The organism is Plantactinospora sp. B5E13 (assembly GCF_039871775.1).
Lineage (GTDB): Bacteria > Actinomycetota > Actinomycetes > Mycobacteriales > Micromonosporaceae > Plantactinospora.
Genome location: NZ_JBDPLT010000018.1, coordinates 35,384 through 51,969, shown reverse-complemented (window position 1 = coordinate 51,969; position 16,586 = coordinate 35,384). Strand labels below are relative to the sequence as shown.

13 protein-coding genes are annotated in these 16,586 nt (G+C 72.5%); 4 read left to right on the top strand and 9 right to left on the bottom strand.

The window, feature by feature from the left end; genetic code table 11:
- Nucleotides 1-13: 13 nt before the first annotated feature.
- On the top strand, nt 14-610 hold the full coding sequence (locus ABGB05_RS18390; protein ID WP_347654708.1) for a hypothetical protein: 597 nt from the start codon (nt 14-16) through the stop codon (nt 608-610).
- 178 nt (nt 611-788) lie between these two features.
- Nucleotides 789-4,040 carry a S8 family serine peptidase gene (locus ABGB05_RS18385; RefSeq protein ID WP_347654648.1) on the top strand — a complete coding sequence of 1,084 codons (3,252 nt, stop codon included), beginning with the start codon at nt 789-791 and terminating at the stop codon, nt 4,038-4,040.
- Nucleotides 4,041-4,119: 79 nt separating this feature from the next.
- On the opposite strand, the gene ABGB05_RS18380 is transcribed toward ABGB05_RS18385, so the two are convergent.
- A complete protein-coding gene (locus ABGB05_RS18380) occupies nt 4,120-5,337 on the bottom strand; it encodes a cytochrome P450 (protein ID WP_347654647.1) in 1,218 nt (405 codons plus the stop codon).
- A 217-nt stretch (nt 5,338-5,554) separates the two neighbouring features.
- Between ABGB05_RS18380 and ABGB05_RS18375 the strand changes: the two genes are divergently transcribed.
- A complete protein-coding gene (locus tag ABGB05_RS18375) occupies nt 5,555-6,073 on the top strand; it encodes a hypothetical protein (protein WP_347654646.1) in 519 nt (172 codons plus the stop codon).
- 351 nt (nt 6,074-6,424) lie between these two features.
- Here ABGB05_RS18375 and ABGB05_RS18370 read toward each other — a convergent pair whose 3' ends face one another.
- A complete protein-coding gene (locus ABGB05_RS18370; protein ID WP_347654645.1) occupies nt 6,425-7,255 on the bottom strand; it encodes an SDR family oxidoreductase in 831 nt (276 codons plus the stop codon).
- A 242-nt stretch (nt 7,256-7,497) separates the two neighbouring features.
- On the bottom strand, nt 7,498-7,623 hold the full coding sequence (locus tag ABGB05_RS18365) for a transposase (RefSeq protein WP_347654644.1): 126 nt from the start codon (nt 7,621-7,623) through the stop codon (nt 7,498-7,500).
- A gap of 387 nt (nt 7,624-8,010) precedes the next feature.
- Between ABGB05_RS18365 and ABGB05_RS18360 the strand changes: the two genes are divergently transcribed.
- Nucleotides 8,011-8,949: a hypothetical protein gene (locus tag ABGB05_RS18360; protein WP_347654643.1), complete on the top strand. Its 939-nt coding sequence runs from the start codon at nt 8,011-8,013 to the stop codon at nt 8,947-8,949.
- A gap of 20 nt (nt 8,950-8,969) precedes the next feature.
- Here ABGB05_RS18360 and ABGB05_RS18355 read toward each other — a convergent pair whose 3' ends face one another.
- From ABGB05_RS18355 to ABGB05_RS18330, 6 genes are read right to left on the bottom strand one after another with little or no spacing between them, the layout of a single operon-like run.
- Nucleotides 8,970-9,788, bottom strand: coding sequence for a CoA ester lyase (locus ABGB05_RS18355; protein WP_347654642.1), 819 nt, complete (start codon nt 9,786-9,788; stop codon nt 8,970-8,972).
- Nucleotides 9,788-11,032 (bottom strand): CoA transferase, encoded by a 1,245-nt coding sequence (locus ABGB05_RS18350; RefSeq protein ID WP_347654641.1) that lies wholly within the window; start codon nt 11,030-11,032, stop codon nt 9,788-9,790. The genes ABGB05_RS18355 and ABGB05_RS18350 overlap by 1 nt, the downstream gene beginning before the upstream one ends.
- Nucleotides 11,029-13,038: an SUMF1/EgtB/PvdO family nonheme iron enzyme gene (locus ABGB05_RS18345; RefSeq protein ID WP_347654640.1), complete on the bottom strand. Its 2,010-nt coding sequence runs from the start codon at nt 13,036-13,038 to the stop codon at nt 11,029-11,031. Before ABGB05_RS18345 ends, ABGB05_RS18350 begins: the two co-directional genes overlap by 4 nt.
- Entirely contained in the window at nt 13,035-14,000 is a 966-nt protein-coding gene (locus tag ABGB05_RS18340; RefSeq protein WP_347654639.1) for a ribokinase, read from the bottom strand. The genes ABGB05_RS18345 and ABGB05_RS18340 overlap by 4 nt, the downstream gene beginning before the upstream one ends.
- Nucleotides 13,997-15,454 carry an ADP-ribosylglycohydrolase family protein gene (locus ABGB05_RS18335; RefSeq protein WP_347654638.1) on the bottom strand — a complete coding sequence of 486 codons (1,458 nt, stop codon included), beginning with the start codon at nt 15,452-15,454 and terminating at the stop codon, nt 13,997-13,999. Before ABGB05_RS18335 ends, ABGB05_RS18340 begins: the two co-directional genes overlap by 4 nt.
- Complete coding sequence (locus ABGB05_RS18330) at nt 15,451-16,584, bottom strand: ADP-ribosylglycohydrolase family protein (protein ID WP_347654637.1); 1,134 nt, start codon at nt 16,582-16,584, stop codon at nt 15,451-15,453. The genes ABGB05_RS18335 and ABGB05_RS18330 overlap by 4 nt, the downstream gene beginning before the upstream one ends.
- Nucleotides 16,585-16,586 lie beyond the last annotated feature (2 nt).

The window sequence follows — 16,586 nt, the reverse complement described above, 5'->3', positions numbered from 1 at the left end:
GACGGTGCTGGCGATGGGAGCGGACGAACTCTCCCCGACGCTGCGCCGGGCCACCAACTGGTGCCTGGAACGCAACGACGAGATCCACCAGATCCCGCTCACCGTGGACAACCTCGCGGTGGCCGCCCAACGGTCCCACAAGGCGGTGATGCTGTTCCTGACCGGCTCGGCGTACTTCGAGTGCAGCGTCGACCTGACCCCAGGCGGGGAACTCACCGGTGCCGTGGGCAGCGAGCCGGGTTGCGGGCCAGAGACTGGCTGCCCGGTCTGGTCCAGCGGATGTTGCTCACCTCCACCGAGATGGACAGCGGCGAGGTGGCGGTCGGCGGTCGGGTCAGTGTCCCGGGTGCGGCGGCTGGTATTGGAGCACGGCGACGGTCGGCAGACCCGGGCGCGGCTGACCAACGGCGCCTTCGGCCTGGTGAGCAGGGGGGACGTGACCGACCGGGCCGAACTGGTCGGCTACGACCGCGAGGGTCGGGAGATCGTCCGGCAACTGCTCTTCCCTCCGGACGAGGAGCAGGACCGCTGCTACACCGCCCCGGACGGCACCGTCGTCTACGGCAAGGCCGACCAGGACTGTCGTCCGGCGGAGCCCTGGGGGTTCTGAGGCGCGACGGTCACCGGTCGCCGGCGGCCGGCCGGACCACCGGCCGTCGGCACCCTCGGTAATGGATCTTGCGGGCTTGATGATCTTCGTTTGATACTCGCTGCGGCCTCGTCCCCCGGGCCGGGTCACGGTCGGCCGCTCGGCTGACATGGCCGTCGACAAACAGCGAGGAGAACCCTTGAGGCTCAACCGATCGCGGGCCGGCCACGCGGCCGTCAGCGCGGTGGTGGCGGCCGCCCTCACCACGGCGCTGCCGCTGCCCGCCACCGCGCAGACCCCCACCGAACCCCCGCCGACCACCGCGCCCGGCCGCCTCGGCCAGGCCGACCCGCACAGCCTGGAGATCCCGCTCATCACCGGCGACCGGGTGCTGTACCACCCGGCCGGCCGGGTCACCGGCCTGATCCGGGCGAAGGGCCGGGAGAACGTACCGGTGCAGATCCTCGACAACGGCAGCTCGGTCGAGGTCGTCCCCGCCGACGTACGACCACTGATCAACAGCGGTGTGCTGGACGAGCGGCTGTTCAACGTCACCGAACTGAGCCGCCCCGAGTACCGGGACCGCGACGGCCTGCCGATCATCGTCACCTACCAGGAGAACCGGTCGGCCCGACTGCGCGCCGACGACGGTGTCGACGTACACGCCGCCCTCGACACGATCAACGGCGAGGCGCTGACCGTCTCCGCCGAGAAGGCGGCGGACGTCTGGACCCGGCTGGCCCAGCCGACCGGCGCCCGCCGGTCCCTGGCCGTCGCCCCCGGGATCAGGACGATCGCCCTGGACGGGATCGTCGAGGCGGCCCTGGACGAGAGCGTGGCGCAGATCGGGGCACCGGCCGCCTGGGCCTCCGGCTACGACGGCAGCGGGGTCAGGCTCGCGGTCCTCGACTCCGGTGTCGACACCGACCACCCGGACCTCGCCGGGCGGATCAGCGCCGCGGCGAACTTCACCGACGCCGCCGACGCCGAGGACCACAACGGGCACGGTACGCACGTCGCCTCCACCGCCGCCGGCACCGGCGCCGCCTCCGACGGCCGCTACCGGGGCGTCGCCCCCGGAGCCGAACTGCTCAGCGGCAAGGTCCTCGACGACAACGGCTCGGGCTTCGACTCCGGCATCATCGCGGGCATGCAGTGGGCGGTCGACCAGGGCGCCGACATCGTCAGCATGAGCCTCGGCCAGTACGTCGGCGCGACCGTCGACCTGAAGGAGGCGGCCCTCGAACAGCTCTCCGCCACCTCCGACACCCTCTTCGTGGTCGCCGCCGGCAACGCCGGCCCGAACGACGGCATCCTCGGTTCCCCCGGCACCGCGGACGCCGCGCTGACCGTCGGCGCGGTCGACGGTGCCGACCGTCTCGCGCCGTTCTCCTCGCGCGGTCCCCGGGTCCGGGACGGCGGCATCAAGCCGGACGTCACCGCCCCCGGGGTCGACATCACCGCCGCCCTCCCCGGCGGCGGCTACGGCACCATGTCCGGTACGTCGATGGCGACCCCGCACGTCTCCGGCGCCGCCGCGCTGCTCGCCCAGGCCCGTCCGGACTGGACCGGCCAGCAGCTCAAGTCGGTCCTGGTCAGCTCCGCCCGCCCCGGCGGCCACACCCCGTACCAGCAGGGATCCGGGCGGATCGACGTCGCCGCCGCCCTGCGGCAGACGGTGGTCGCCGAGACCGGCTCGGTCAACTTCGGCGCCGTGTCGGCCCCGGACGACAACGTACCGCCGGTCACCCGGGAGATCAGGTACCGCAACCTCGGCGACCGGGACGTCACCCTGGACCTCGCGGTCACCGGTGACAACCCCGCCGGCATGTTCAGCCTCAACGCCGACCGGGTGACCGTGCCGGCCGGTGGCACCGCCACCGTCCAGGTCACCGCCGACAGCCGGGCCGGTGGCGACCGGTACGGCAGCTACGGCGTCTACGTCGTCGGCACCGGGGACGGGCAGACCGTCACCACCGCCGGCGTACTGCGCCGCGAACCGCCGGTGGTCACCCTCACGATGAAGGCCGTCGACCGTACCGGCGCACCGGCGACGAACTGGAACGCCACCGTGTACGACATGAACAACCTGCGGGTCTACTACCCGGACATGCACGACGACGGCACCGCCACCGCCGAGCTTCCGGTCGGCGACTACCGGATCGAGGCGTTCCTGCGCTGGCAGCCGGACGGCACCGAGACCGGCGACGACTGGCTGGTCATGCCCAGTTTCGACCTGACCGAGCAGAACACCAACGTCACCTTCGAGGCGAACGACGCCCGACCGGTCCGGCTCACCCCGCCGGACAAGAAGGCGAAGCAGGCCGGCATCACCGTCGGCATGCTCTGGACCCGGCCCGAGGACGGCTTCCGGTACCTCAACCAGTGGATGGGCGGGCCCAGCCCGGACGGGTTCCGCACCGGACAGCTCGGCCACGCCCCCGACAGCTGGGACATCACCGGCCTGGCCATCACCGACTGGCAGCGCGGCAACGTCGAGTACCACCTGTCGGACCGGCGGGACGGCTCGTTCTACACCGGGCTGAACCGGCAGACGCCGCAGAAGAAGCTCGCGCTGATCCGTACTCGGCTGGGCGCCTGGCTGCCCGACCGGACCGGCTGGCTGTTCACCGGACCGACGCTGCTCGGCTCGTCCCAGGCCACCGCCCAGCCCCTGCCCCGGGCCGTCGACGTCTACGTCGAGACCGGGGTGACCGCCTGGGGCCTGAGCCTCATGCAGAACGGCCCGGACGGCGTCGAGGCGTACTACTCCGGGGAGAGTGTCGACTTCCAGGCGGGCCGGACGTACCAGCAGGACCTGAACATCGGCGTGTTCGGGCCGTACCTGCGGGAGGGCAACGGCGTGCTGCGCCGGGGCGACCAGATGGGCGGCATCCTCAACCCGACCACCGACGGTGCCGGCAACTACGGCGACAGCCTGGTCACCTCGGCGCAGACGGTCCTCTACCGGGACGGCAAGGAGTACGCCACCGCCGACACCCACCTCGACCTCGTCGTCTTCGACGTGCCGGCGGAGCGGGCCAGGTACAAGCTGGTCAGCACGATCCACCGGGACGCCCCGGTCTCCAGCGAGATCAGCATGGCCTACACCTTCACCTCGGCCCGGCCGGCCGGGGAGGAGACGGTGACGCTGAACGGGACCGTCGTCCGGTTCACGCCGAAGCTGGGACTGGACTCGACCGCACCGGCCCATCGGCGGTTCAGCGTGCCGGTGGCCGTACAGGGGCCGGGCGCGGAGGACGTGGCCGAACTGACCGTCTCGGTCTCCACCGACGGTGGCCGTAGCTGGCGGGAGGCCCGGCTCAAGCACGGTGAGATCACGGTCAAGAACCCCGGCCGGGGCGGCGGCGTCTCGCTACGGGCCGAGGTTGTCGGCCGGGACGGTACGACGTTGACCCAGACCATCATCAACGCGTACCGGACCGCCTGAGTCACATCGGACGGGTCCTCCGGGCCGTCCCGCCGAGCGGCGGAGCGGCCCGGAGTGTCAACCGGTCACTGCCGAAGGATCACTGGCCGGGCTGACCGGAGCCGCCCGGCAGCACCGGCAGGGAGTTGAGTCCCCGGATCAGTACGCTGGGCCGCCACACCAGCTGCTCGGGCGGGGTCGCGAGCCGCATCCCGGGGAACCGACGGGCCAGCGCGGCGAACGCGACCTGCCCCTCCAACCGGGCCAACGGCGCGCCGAGGCAGTAGTGGATGCCGTGCCCGAACGCCAGGTTCGGGATGCTCGGCCGGTCCAGCACAAGCTGGTCCGGGTCCGGGAACCGGGCGGCGTCCCGGTTCGCCGACGACAGCGACACCACCACCGTGGCACCGGCCGGGATCATCTGCCCACCGATCTCGACCGGCTCCAGCGCGGTACGGAACGTCGAACTCTGCACCGGCCCCTCGTAGCGCAGCAGCTCCTCGATCACCCCGGGCAGCAGCTCCGGCGCCGCCACCACCTGTGCCCAGCGCTCCGGCTCCGACAGCAGCACCAGCATGCCGTTGGCGATCAGGTTGGTGGTCGTCTCGTGCCCGGCGATCAACAGCAGGTAGACCATCGAGGTCAACTCGTCGTCGCTGAGCCGGTCACCCTCGTCCCGGACCGCCAGCAGGTCGGAGAGCATGTCGTTACCGGGCCGCTCCCGCTTCGCCGCCAGCAGCTCCCGGATGTAAGTGATCATGGACCGCACCGCGGCCGGCCACTCGGTCAGGTTCATCGGGCCGGCGAGGATCGCGGTGACCCAGCCCCGGAAGGCGGACTGGTCCTCCGGCGGGACGCCGAGCATCTCGCAGATCACCTGGATCGGCAGCGGTGCCGCGTACGCGTCGAGCAGGTCGACCTCGGCGGCGTCGCCGATGTTGTCCAGCAGCCGCTCGGCGATCTCCTCGATCCACGGCCGCATCGCCGCCACCTTGCGCGGTGCGAACGGGCCGGCGACCAGTCGGCGCAGCCGGGTGTGGTCCGGCGGGTCGCTGGCCAGCATGTGCCGGGTCAGTGCCTGCTCGACATCCTCGGAGACCAGCGTCCGGTACTCCACCCCGCCGGCCGGCGAAACACCCTTGCTCAGCCGTGGGTCGCTCAGTGCCCGCTGCGCGTCCTCGTACCGGGTGACCAGCCAGGCGTTCTTTCCGGTCGGCATGGTCATCTCGAGGACCGGGCTGTCCCGGCGAAGCCCGCCCAGCACCTCGTGCAGGTCCCAGCCGGCGGTGAACGGATTGCTGACGGGTGCGGTCGTCACAGCTTCTCTCCCCGCTCTGGTGTCGGTGAGGATCCGGCTCCGGCGCCGCACGGGTCGCCGCGCCGGCCCGCGTCCATCCTTCCGACATCCGGTCGCCTTGTCGATGCCCAATTTGACGGTTCGCAACGACGTCGACTACCCAACGTGAGTTGACGTGATGCGTGGCCTGATGTCCGGGGCGCCGCCCCGGGTTGACCGAACCTGCGAGGATCGTGGGGTGGACACCGCTGTGCGCCGTACCAATTTGCGGAGCCTTGTCGGACTCGCGGCGGTCGCGTTGGCGCTGGTCGCCGCCGCACGCCTGGTCCCCTCGGACGAACCGACGACCCCGGCGCCGGCGTGGCAGCCACCCGACGGATTCGTCGCCGCGCAGACCGTGGACCTCGGTGACGGCCGTACGCTGCGGCTCTGGACCGCGACGACCGGCTGGAGCGTCGGGAGCCTGGTCGAGGGTCGACACGCGGGCGCGGTCAGCGCCTGGGGCGGCGGCGACCAGTACACGGTCGCAGCGGTCCTCGACGGTTTCCTCGGCGACGTACCGGTGACCGGCGCCCACACCGTCTCCGTCCGGGTACCCGACGGCGCCGCCGTACCGGCCCGGGTGCACGACGGGAGGTTCCTCATTCCCGGGTACGTCGCCGGGCCGACCGCACCGGCACTCCTGGTCACGCCGCTCGACGCCGCCGGTCGGGCGCTCGACGCCGAGACCTCCGTACCGATCGCCGGCCGTACCTGACGACGTCGAAATCGTAGCGGCGACGTGCCGTCGCGTACGAGATTCCGGTGGCCGCTGCCCATTCCTTCAAGTTCACGGCCAACTAGAGCCGACTAGTGAGCACCCATGACGACCGCCACGCCATCAGCTGCTAACCCTCTGCGGGCCGCTGAAGCCACGTGCCCAGTTGCGGGCCGCTCGCAGGCTTGCAAGACAGGCCCCACGCGCAAGCTGCGCGCGAGACGCCCACGCCGGGGCGCGCTTCTAGCCGTGATCCGGATACCACGGAAGGCATCCAGATGTTCACGGTCAACGGCGCGTGCTGACCACAAGTCTGGCGAGCGCGCCGCATGGCGACGATCTTGACTCGGCTTACGCCACCAGCTCCTCGCTGAGGGTCCATAAACGCGCGGCCGCCTCGGGGTCGCGGGCCAGGGAGCTCGGCTCGATCTGCTTGCCGCGAAAGAAGTAGCCTCCGGTGACCTCGGCCGCCTCTGGGGCGCTGGCCAGGTGGACCGGGGTGGCCGCGCCGGTCTGGACCGTACCCATGAAAGGCTTGGCGGCCGTGACGAGGAGCTTCGCGACGCCGCGGGCCTCGCGGCCCAACTGGGTGCGGATGAGGCCCGGGTGCAGGCAGTTGGCGACCACGCCGGTGCCGGTCAGGCGCTTGGCCAACTCGGCTGTGAACAAGATGTTCGCCAGTTTCGACAGCGGGTAGCTCGGCTCGCCGCGGGCCAGTTCGTCCCAGGGAATCTGCTTGGCCGAGCGATGCACATTGGACGAGACCGTGATCACGCGGGCCGGCGCGCTGCCTACCAGCCGTTCCCGCAGCAGGCTGGTCAGCAGGAACGGCGCCAGATGGTTGACGGCGAACATGGTCTCGTAGCCGTCGACCGTGAACTGCTGCTTGAGCATGATCACACCGGCGTTGTTGTCAAGCACGTCGAGCCGGTCGTACTTCTCCAGCACCTCGGCGGCCAGCCGGCGCACTTCGGCCAGGCTCGACATGTCGGCCGTCAGGAGGTCCACCTCGGCGCCGGGCGTCCGATGCCGGATCTCCTTGACCGCCGCTCGCCCTCGCTCGACGTCGCGCCCGACGACGACCACGGTGGCCCCCAGCTCGGCCAGCCGGGCCGCCGTCTCCCGGCCAATTCCGCTGGTCCCGCCGGTCACCAGACACACCTTGCCGAACATTGTGGTCATCGGCCCTCCCGGATGCACTTGCCGCAGCGCCATTCTCTCCACGGCGACGCCTCGGGTACCAGGGTTGGCTCGACGCCGTCAGCGGACGTGCCCAAGACCACGAGCACGACGAGCGCTCCCTCCGTCGAGCGAACGCGTGTGCCCCCGTACATCTGGCAAACGCCTGAAGACGTGCCAGCCCTCAGGTGAAGTGACCCCTATCGGCCGGACACCTCGATGTGTGTCAGGGACTCTCGGTGGATCTACTCGTAGGTCTCGTGGTTGACGCCCAACTCCCGGCCCACGTCACGGATCGTGCGACCAGAGTTCAACACCAGCGCCGCCGCTTGGCGACGGAACTCCTCGGGGTACTTGCTCTGTCGAGCCACAGCGATTTTTTCCTCCTCGGCAGAGTGCCGAGGCAGGAGGTGTCCGGTCTCAGGGGATCACTTCATACCGATGGACCGCGCCGGTCTCCCCCCTGCCACACCGACAACTGGGCTGCGGTCACGGAAGTCAGCGACCGGGGCTGTCGTGCCCTACCTTTCGGGCTCCGATGGCGGCCTCCAACCGCAGGCCGGTCCCGACGAGGACGAGCAGCCAGGCCAGCGTGAATGGACGGTCGGTGGTCGTGCCGAGGGTGAGGTCGAGATTGGCCGTCCCCGGCGGGACGGCCAGCTCCGCTACAACCACCGGACCGACCACAATGCGAGACGAGACAGACACACCGCGCGTCAACCCATCGAAAGTCGTATCCCTCTCATAAGGTGTCCGCCATGCCAAGCGCCGAACATGAGACCCCGGTCGCCCTGGCCAAGCTCGATCCGAGTTTGGTGGCCTGGTTGCTGACGCACGTCTTCGACGTGAAGGTGCCCGACTACCACCACGCCCGGACGCACGCCACGGACGTACGGGTGCTGGTCCCGCGCACCTACCACGCGGACAGCATGCTGCTCTTCTGCGATCCGGCCGACCGGCCGCTGCTCGCGGTCGTCCTGGAGATCCAGCGCGGCTGGGACTCCGGGAAACGACGCACCTGGAAGCTCTACGTGGCCCAACTCGAGGCCGAGTTGGATGTCGACGCCGCGTTACTCGTCTACTGCCCTGATTCCCGGATTGCCGGGCGCTATCGCGACCTCTTCGAGTTCACCGGACTGAGTCTGACGCTGCGCCCGTTGATCTTCACTCCGGGCGACGTACCGCTGGTCGTGGATGTGGACCTGGCCCGGAGCAACCCGGCCCTGGCCGTGCTCTCGGCCATCTGCCACGGCAACGATGCCCAGGTGGAAGCCACCTTCCCAGCGCTGATGGAGGCACTTCGTGCGGTCAGTCCGAAGACGGCAATCTTGTATTATGACGTTGTGCTGGCCGGGCTGCCGACAGCGGCCCGGACTCGTTGGGAGGCTTTCATGACCACCACCGTGGGCCACGAATACCGCAGCGAACTGCTGCGTGAACTGGCCGCTCAGCACGAGGAGCTGGGCGAAGCCCGGGGCGAAGCCCGGGGCGAAGCCAGAGGTGAGGCCAGAGGTGAAGCCCGAGGCCAGGCAAAGGGTAAGGCCCTGGCGATCGTGACCGTACTTGAGGGGCGCGGCGTCGAGCTACCCACCGAAGCCCGCGAGCAGATCCTCACCTGCACCGACCTCACCCAACTCGACACCTGGCTACACCGGGCCATCACCGCCACCACCATCAACGACGTCCTCCAGGGATAGCCGACGGACCGGTCCCGGGGCTACCCGTACCGGGCGGCCAGGTCGACGGTGCGGCGGGCGGCGGCGACCATCGCCCGGTCGGCGAACCGGCCGTCCGGCAGCACCACCGTCCCGGAGTCCCGGGTCTGCGCCTCGGCGACCGCGTCCAGCAGCTCCCGGGCCCGGGACACCTCCGCCTCGGCCGGCCGGAACGCCTCGACGATCACCGGCAACTGCCGGGGATGGATGGCGGTCCGACCGAGAAAACCGAGCCGCCGCCCGTACGCGCACGACGCGGCGAGCCCGGTCAGGTCGGTGACGTTGGCATACACCGGCAGCATCGGCGGCGGCAGTCCGGCCGCCCGGGCCGCGACCACGATCCGGCCACGTACCCAGGTCAGGCCCTCCTCGACGGTCACCCCGAGATCGGAGCGCAGGTCGGCCTCGCCGAGCCCGAGCGCGGCCACCGCCGGGTCCGCGGCCCCGATCTCGTACGCCCGCTCGACGCCGACCGCCGACTCGACCAGCGGATACAGCGGTGCCGGCAGCCGCGCGGCGACCCGGCGGACCGCCTCGGCCGACTCCACCTTCGGCAGCCGCAGCCCGGCCAGCCCCGGTGCCCCGGCGACCGCGTCGAGGTCGGCGTCGACGTCCGGGCCGGTCAGCTCGTTGACCCGGACGTGCACCGGTACCGCGTGCACCGAGCCGACGAACTCGGCGACCGCGTCCCGGGCGTACGCCTTGCGGGCCGCCACCACCGCGTCCTCCAGGTCGAGGATGACCGCGTCGGCGCCGGAGTCGACCGCCTTGCCGAACCGGTCCGGCCGGTCGCCGGGCACGTAGAGCATGGTCAGCGTCATCAGATCGCCCCCTCCGCGCGGAGTGCGGTGATCTCCTCGGCGGTGAAGCCGAGCCCGGCCAGCAGCTCGTCGGTGTCCTGCCCGTGCCGCCGGCCGGTGTGCCGGATCCCGCCCGGGGTCGCCGACATCCGGAACGGCACGTTCTGCATCCGGACCGGGCCGAGGTCCGGGTCCGGCACCGAGACCACCGTGCCGAGTGCGGCGTACTGCGGGTCGGCCAGGATGTCCCGGACGTCGTAGATCGGCGCCACCGCCGCCTCGGCCTGCTCGAACGCGGCCACCACCTCGTCGCGGTCCCGGGCCGCGACCCAGGACCCGACGGCGGCGTCGAGCTCGTCGGCGTGCGCGGCCCGGCCGCTGCCGGTGCCGAACCACGGCTCGTCGACCAGGTCCGGCCGACCGACCAGCCGCATCACCCGTTCGGCGATGCTCTGCGCGCTGGTCGAGACCGCCACCCAGCGCCCGTCGGCACACCGGTACGTGTTCCGGGGCGCGTTGTTGTTCGACCGGTTTCCGAGCCGGGGCTGCAGGTAGCCGAGCTGGTCGTACCAGGTGATCTGCGGCCCGAGCATGGTCATGATCGGCTCGATGATCGCCAGGTCGACAACCTGCCCGGCCCCGGTGACGTCCCGGGACCGCAGCGCCAGCATCACCGCATACGCGGTGGCGAGTGCGGTCACCGAGTCGGCGAGCCCGAACGGCGGCAGGGTCGGCGGGCCGTCGGGTTCACCGGTGGCGGCGGCGAAGCCGCTCATCGCCTCGGCGAGGGTGCCGAACCCGGGCCGCCGGGCGTACGGGCCGACCTGGCCGAAGCCGCTGATCCGGGCGATCACCAGCCGGGGGTTGACCGCGTGCAGCTCGGCCGGCCCGATCCCCCACCGTTCCAGGGTCCCGGGGCGGAAGTTCTCCACCAGGACGTCGGCGTCGGCGACCAGCCGGCGCAGCACCTCGGCGCCGGCCGGGGCGGAGAGGTTCGCGGTGACCGTCCGCTTGTTGCGGCCGAGCACCTTCCACCAGAGTCCGATCCCGTCCTTCGCCGGCCCGTGTCCCCGGGACGGGTCCGGCTTCGCCGGATGCTCGACCTTGACCACCTCGGCGCCGAAGTCGCCGAGGAAGGCGGTGGCGAGCGGGCCGGCGAAGAGGGTGGCCAGTTCGACCACCTTCACCCCGGCCAGTGCGGCGGGTGCCTGCCCGGCCAGCGCGGCGGGCCGGTCACCGTCGGACGCGGAGAACCCGGCGGTCATGCCGCGCCTCCGTCCGACAGGTCGACGGCGCAGCGGAAACCGATCGACGGCGACCGGGTGAGGCCGGCACCGAGCGACAACAGCTTGATCGACATCTCCGGTGGTTGCGGACCGCCGTCGAAGTACCAGTCCGAACCCTCGGCCCGGTACGCCGCACCGCCCTTGAGGATCACGAACCGGGTACGCCCGTCGGTGTGCTCGCTCTCGGTCAGGTTCCACACCAGCGGTTCGGCCCGGTGCAGCAGTCCCGCCTCGGCGGCGACCTGCCACTCGTCCTCGGTCGGCAGCCGCAGCCCGGCCCAGGCCGCGTACGCCCGGGCGTCCGCCAGCTCGAGGTGGGTGGCCGGCGCGTCGGGGGCACCCCAACCGGCGCCGCCGTCGGCCCACGGCCAGCGTTCGGGGCGGACCGGCCGGTAGCCGGTGGCCCGGACGAAATCGGCGTACTCGGCGTTGGTCACCTCCCGCCCGGCGATCCCGAACCGTCCAAGATGGACGGTTCGGTGCAGGGTCACCGGCTGGTGCAGCCTCGGCGGCAGCGGCTTCCACTCGTCGACGTACGGCGCCTCGCCGTACAGGCCGGTCTCCCGGAGCCGGTACCGGACCAGCAGCTCCCGTCGCCCGCCGTCGACCGCCACCAGTCCGGCCGGTACGTCGCCCCGGCGAGGTCGGCCTGCCCCGGGCGCCGGCGCGGGGATCCGGACCGCCGCCCGGGCGGGAAAGTCCGGTGCCCCGGCCGGCGGCTCGTGACGCGGCACCGGCTGCCCGTCCGGGATCTCCGCCACCGCGGCGATCCCACCCGGCGGCAGCGGGAAGCCCCGGACGAGGTACCGGCCGTCGGAGAGCCGTTCCTCGGTCAACGGGGTGCCGGTGACCAGGTCGTGGAGCCGATACCCGGGGCGGGTGGTCGCCCTCTCCAACCAGATCTCCCGGGCCTCGTCACTCCGGTTCACGACCGTCCACAGCGCGGTGCCGTCATGCACCCAACGGGAGGCGTACACCCCGTTGCCGGCATGGTCGGCGAGCGGTGTCCAGTCCTCGGACCGCAACCAGGCGGCGTGGCTGCCCTGCACCCGGCGCATCGCCCGCAGCACGGCCCGGTCCCGGTCGTTCCAGCCGACCCAGACCCCGAAAACGCTCTCCCAGACCAGCACCCCGGCCCCGTTCAACCAGGCCGAGTGCAGCTCGTCCAGGTGGCTGCGGTGCCAACGCCGGGTGTGGTGCAGCATGTGCCGGCGCTCGAACCACTTGGCCCGGAGCACCCCGGGCACGGTCGAGTCGGCGAACCACTGCGCCCAGGACATCGCGTGGTCGGCGATCCGGGCCAGCGGCACCCGCGACTCACCCTCCAGGACCAGGCCCGGACGGACCGCGTCGAGGGTCTTGCGCAGCTCGCCGGCACCCTCCTTGAGGGTGTCCAGGAAGATGCCGTCGACGCCGAGCCAGCCGGCGAGCGCCGCCACCTCCTCGGCGTCCACGCCCGGTTCACGGCGGGTCCCCACGTCCCACGGGTTGTAGTCGACGAAGACCCGTACGCCGCGCGCCTGGAAGGTCCGGACCACCTCGGGCAGCTCCGGCACCTGGCGGTAGTAGTCGAACTGGTTCCGCTCGTCGAGCCCGATCACCGGGTACGCGTGCCAGAGCACCACCCCGTCGAAGCCGCCGAAGTCCCGTTCCGCCGCCGCCAGGAACGCGTCGACGGTGAAGATCCCCCGCTCGTGGTCGTAGAGCGTCTCGTCCCAGAGCCAGGCCAGACAGACGCTGAAGTTGTCCCCGGCGATGGTGTCGTAGTGCCCGCCGTCGTAGGCGAGCCGACGCCGCGCCTCGCCCCGCCACCGGGTGATCCGGTCCCGCCAGGCCGGCCAGTCCGCCGGGTCGTCCGGAGCGGCGAAAATCTTCGCCTCGTCCAGCACCGACAGGTCCGCCTCCGGCTCCAGCGGCACCGCCGTCGGCCGGTCGATCGGCCTCGGCACGTACGGGTTGAAGGCGACCGGAATCCGCTCGCTCACGCCGCCTCCTCGTTGCGTTGGTAGGACTGGGCGAAGAGTTCGTCGATCTCGTCCCGGGTGGGCAGCGCGGTCGAGGCGCCCGGCCGTCGGGCGCAGGCGGCTCCGGCGGCACAGGCCCAGCTCAGGGCCGACGTCACCGCCGCCGGATCGACCGGGCCGCCGCGCTCGGCCCAGGCCACCGCCAGGGCACCGGTGAACGCGTCCCCGGCCGCGGTGGTGTCGACCGCCTCCACCGTCGGCGACGGCACCGACAGCCGCAGCCCGAACCGGTCCGCGTACCGCACGCCCCGGGCGCCGAGCGTCACCACCGCCCGGGGCACCAGCGCCAGCAGCGCGTCCAGCAAACCGTCCAGTCCGCCGTCGGGACCGCCGGCCTCGTCGACACCGGCGATCACCGCCGCCTCCACCTGGTTGACCACCAGCAGGTCGACCACGTCGAGCAGCTCCGCCGGCAGCCGCCGGGCCGGCGCCGCGTTCAGTATCACGGTGACCCCGGCGGTACGCGCCCAGGCGGCCGCCTGGACCACCGCCTCGACTGGCACCTCGAGCTGGGCCAGGAGTACGTCCGCCGCCTCCACCACCGCCTGGTCCGGGTCGGCGAGGCTGGTCAGTTCGCCGTTGGCGCCGGGCGCCACCACGATCAGGTTCTCGGCACCGGCGTCGACCGCGATCAACGCCACCCCGGACGGCCCGGGCACACTACGCAGCCGCCGTACGTCCACTCCCGCGTCCGCGAGGCTGGCCCGCAACTGGTCGGCGAACCCGTCCTGGCCGACCGCCCCGACAAACGCACACCGGGCACCGGCCCGGGCGGCGGCGACCGCCTGGTTCGCCCCCTTGCCCCCGGGTACGGTGCTGAATCCGTTGCCCAGCACCGTCTCCCCCGGACGGGGCAGGGTCGGCGCGGTCACCACCAGGTCCAGGTTGGTACTGCCGACCACCACAACTCGGGCATCCATCACAGAATCTCCTCGCTGACCAGCCGACGGGTCCGGTCGGCCAGGTCGACAAAACCGATGCCGTCGAAACCGGCGATGCTGCTGTGCAGCCGCCCGCGCAGCGGACCGGTCCACTCGGCCGGCAGGTCGGCGGCCCCGGTCAGCGCACCGGTGATCGAGCCGACCGTGGCCCCGGTCGAGTCGGTGTCCCAGCCACCGCTGACCACCGCGCAGATCGACCGGACCAGGTCACCCCGGCCGTACGCCAGCGCGGCGGCGACCAGGGCCGCGTTGTTCCGGACGTGCACCCAGTGCAGGTGCCCGTGCCGGGCGTACAGCGCGTCGAGCACCGACTCCCAGTCGTCGTCGCCGGACGCCGCCGCGCCGAGCGCCCGGGCCTCCCGGACCGCGGTCGCGAACCGGCTGCGCGGCGGCAGCACCGACTCGCCCGCGTCGAGCACGGTCGCCACGTCGTCGGCGACCACGGCGGCGGAGGTCATCGCCGCCACCCAGAGTGCCCCGTACACCCCGGATCGGACGTGGCTGACCACCGCGTCCCGGTACGCCAGCTCCGCCGCCCGGTCCGGCCGGCCCGGGTTGACCCAGCCGTAGACGTCGGTACGGATCTGCGCGCCGATCCACTCCCGGAACGGGTTGTGCCGCCGGGCCGTCTCCGGCGGGGTCAGCCCGAGCAGCAGGTTCCGGTACGCCACCCGTTCGGCGGTGAAGACCCGACCGCCGGGCAGCCAGTCCAGCCACGCCTGGGCCACGTCCACGCTGCCGAACTCCGGCCCCCGGGTCTCCCGGATCCGCAGCGCCAGCAGGGCGAAGTTGAGGTCGTCGTCCTCCGGCATGCCGTTGATGTTCTCGGCGAGGCTGTTCACCGCGCTGCGCCGGTTCCACGGCCAGCGGGCCGCCACCTCGGCCGGCAGCCCGGCGGCGGTGAAGTAGCCGCGCAGCGGCCACCGCCCGGTCGCGGTGAGGATCTCCCGGATCCCCTGCCGGGGGATCTTCTCCACCGGCTTGCCGAGCAGGCAGCCGACCGCCCGGCCGAGCCAGCCGCCGTGCAGCCGGTCCGGGTCCGGCGGCCCGGTCGGCAGACCGGACTCCGCCGGCCAGGTCGCCCGGATGTCGGCGAGCGCCTGCGGCTCCGTTGCCGGATCCGGGTCCGGCAGGGCGTCGCACTCGTCGAGCAGTTCCGCCGCCAGTCTCCGCAGCTCCGGACCGGCCGCCACCGCCGACGCCCCGCTCACCGGCGGCACCGTCGACCCGCCGGCCGCCGCCCAGCGGGCGGCGACCGCCGAGACGTCCCGGCCCTCGTCGGCGCTGGCCGCCAGCTCGTGCGGCAGCAGGTCCTCCGGCTGTACCCAGGTCAGCCGCAGCGAAGCGGCAGCGGCCGGGGCCGCCGACAGCCCGGCCGGGCCCGGCGCCGCTGTCCCGGCCAGCTCCGCCGCCGTCCCGGTCCTGGTCCCGTTCATGCCAGCCCGGCGAAACGCTCGGCGCGCCGGTCGAACCGCTCCCGGTCCTGCGCGAAGATCTCCCTCGCCACCGCGGCGAGCTGACGGGCCGGCTCGACCAGGTCGGTCCGGGACGCCTCGGCGACCACCTCGGACCACTCGGTCGGCACCGCCGCCGCGCCGCCGAGCGCCCCGGCGATCGCCCCGGCCATGGTGGCCGTCGAGTCCGCGTCCCGGCCGTAGTTGACCGCCCCGAGCACCGCCTGCCGCAGGTCGCCCCGGGCCACCACCAGCATGCCGAGGGCCACCGGAAGTTCCTCGATCGCGTGCAGCCGGCTGGGCCGCCGCGCTCCGAGCCCCGGGCTGCGGTACTCCTCCCCCACCGTGTCGTACGGTGCCATCGCGGCCCGCAGCGGGGCGATCGCGTCGCGCCAGTCGGCGTACCCCCCGGCCTGCTTGACCACGGCGGCGATCGCCGCCCGGGTGCCGTCCCGGGCCAGGTCGAGGACGGCGGCCAGCACGTCGTCGACCCCCGCCCCCGGGGCCATCGCGGCGGCGACCGCGGCGGCGAAGACCGCCGCCGCCTCCCGCCCGTAGCTGTGCTGGTGCGCGCCGGCGATCTCCACCGCCTCGGCGTACGCGGCGGCCGGGTCGCCGGCGTTCACCACCCCGACCGGGGCCATGTACATGGCGGCCCCACAGTTGACGATGTTGCCGACGCCGCCCTCCCTCGGGTCGACGTGCGCGTGGTGCAGGCGGGTGACCAGCCACCGCTCCGCCGCGGCGAGCCGGTGGAAGGTCACCCCCTCCCGCTCCAGGTCCGGGATGTAGACCACCCGCTCGATCAGGTCGGGTACCAGCAGCTCCGCCACGTCGTACGCGTCGAGGTGGTCCCGCTTGCGCAGGTACGCCCGGACCAGCGCGTGGGTCATCAACGTGTCGTCGGTGATGTGCCCGTCGCCCTTGTGGTACGGCGCCAGCGGCCGCGCGGTGGCCCAGTCGGCGTGGAACGGTGGCACGATCCCCTCCACCCAGCCGCCGTACCGGGCCCGGATCTGCTCGGGCAGCGCCGTTTCCGTGGCACCGCCGAGGGCATCGCCCACCGCGGCGCCGACCAGGCAGCCGACCGACTTGTCGAGCAAGAGTTCCATGG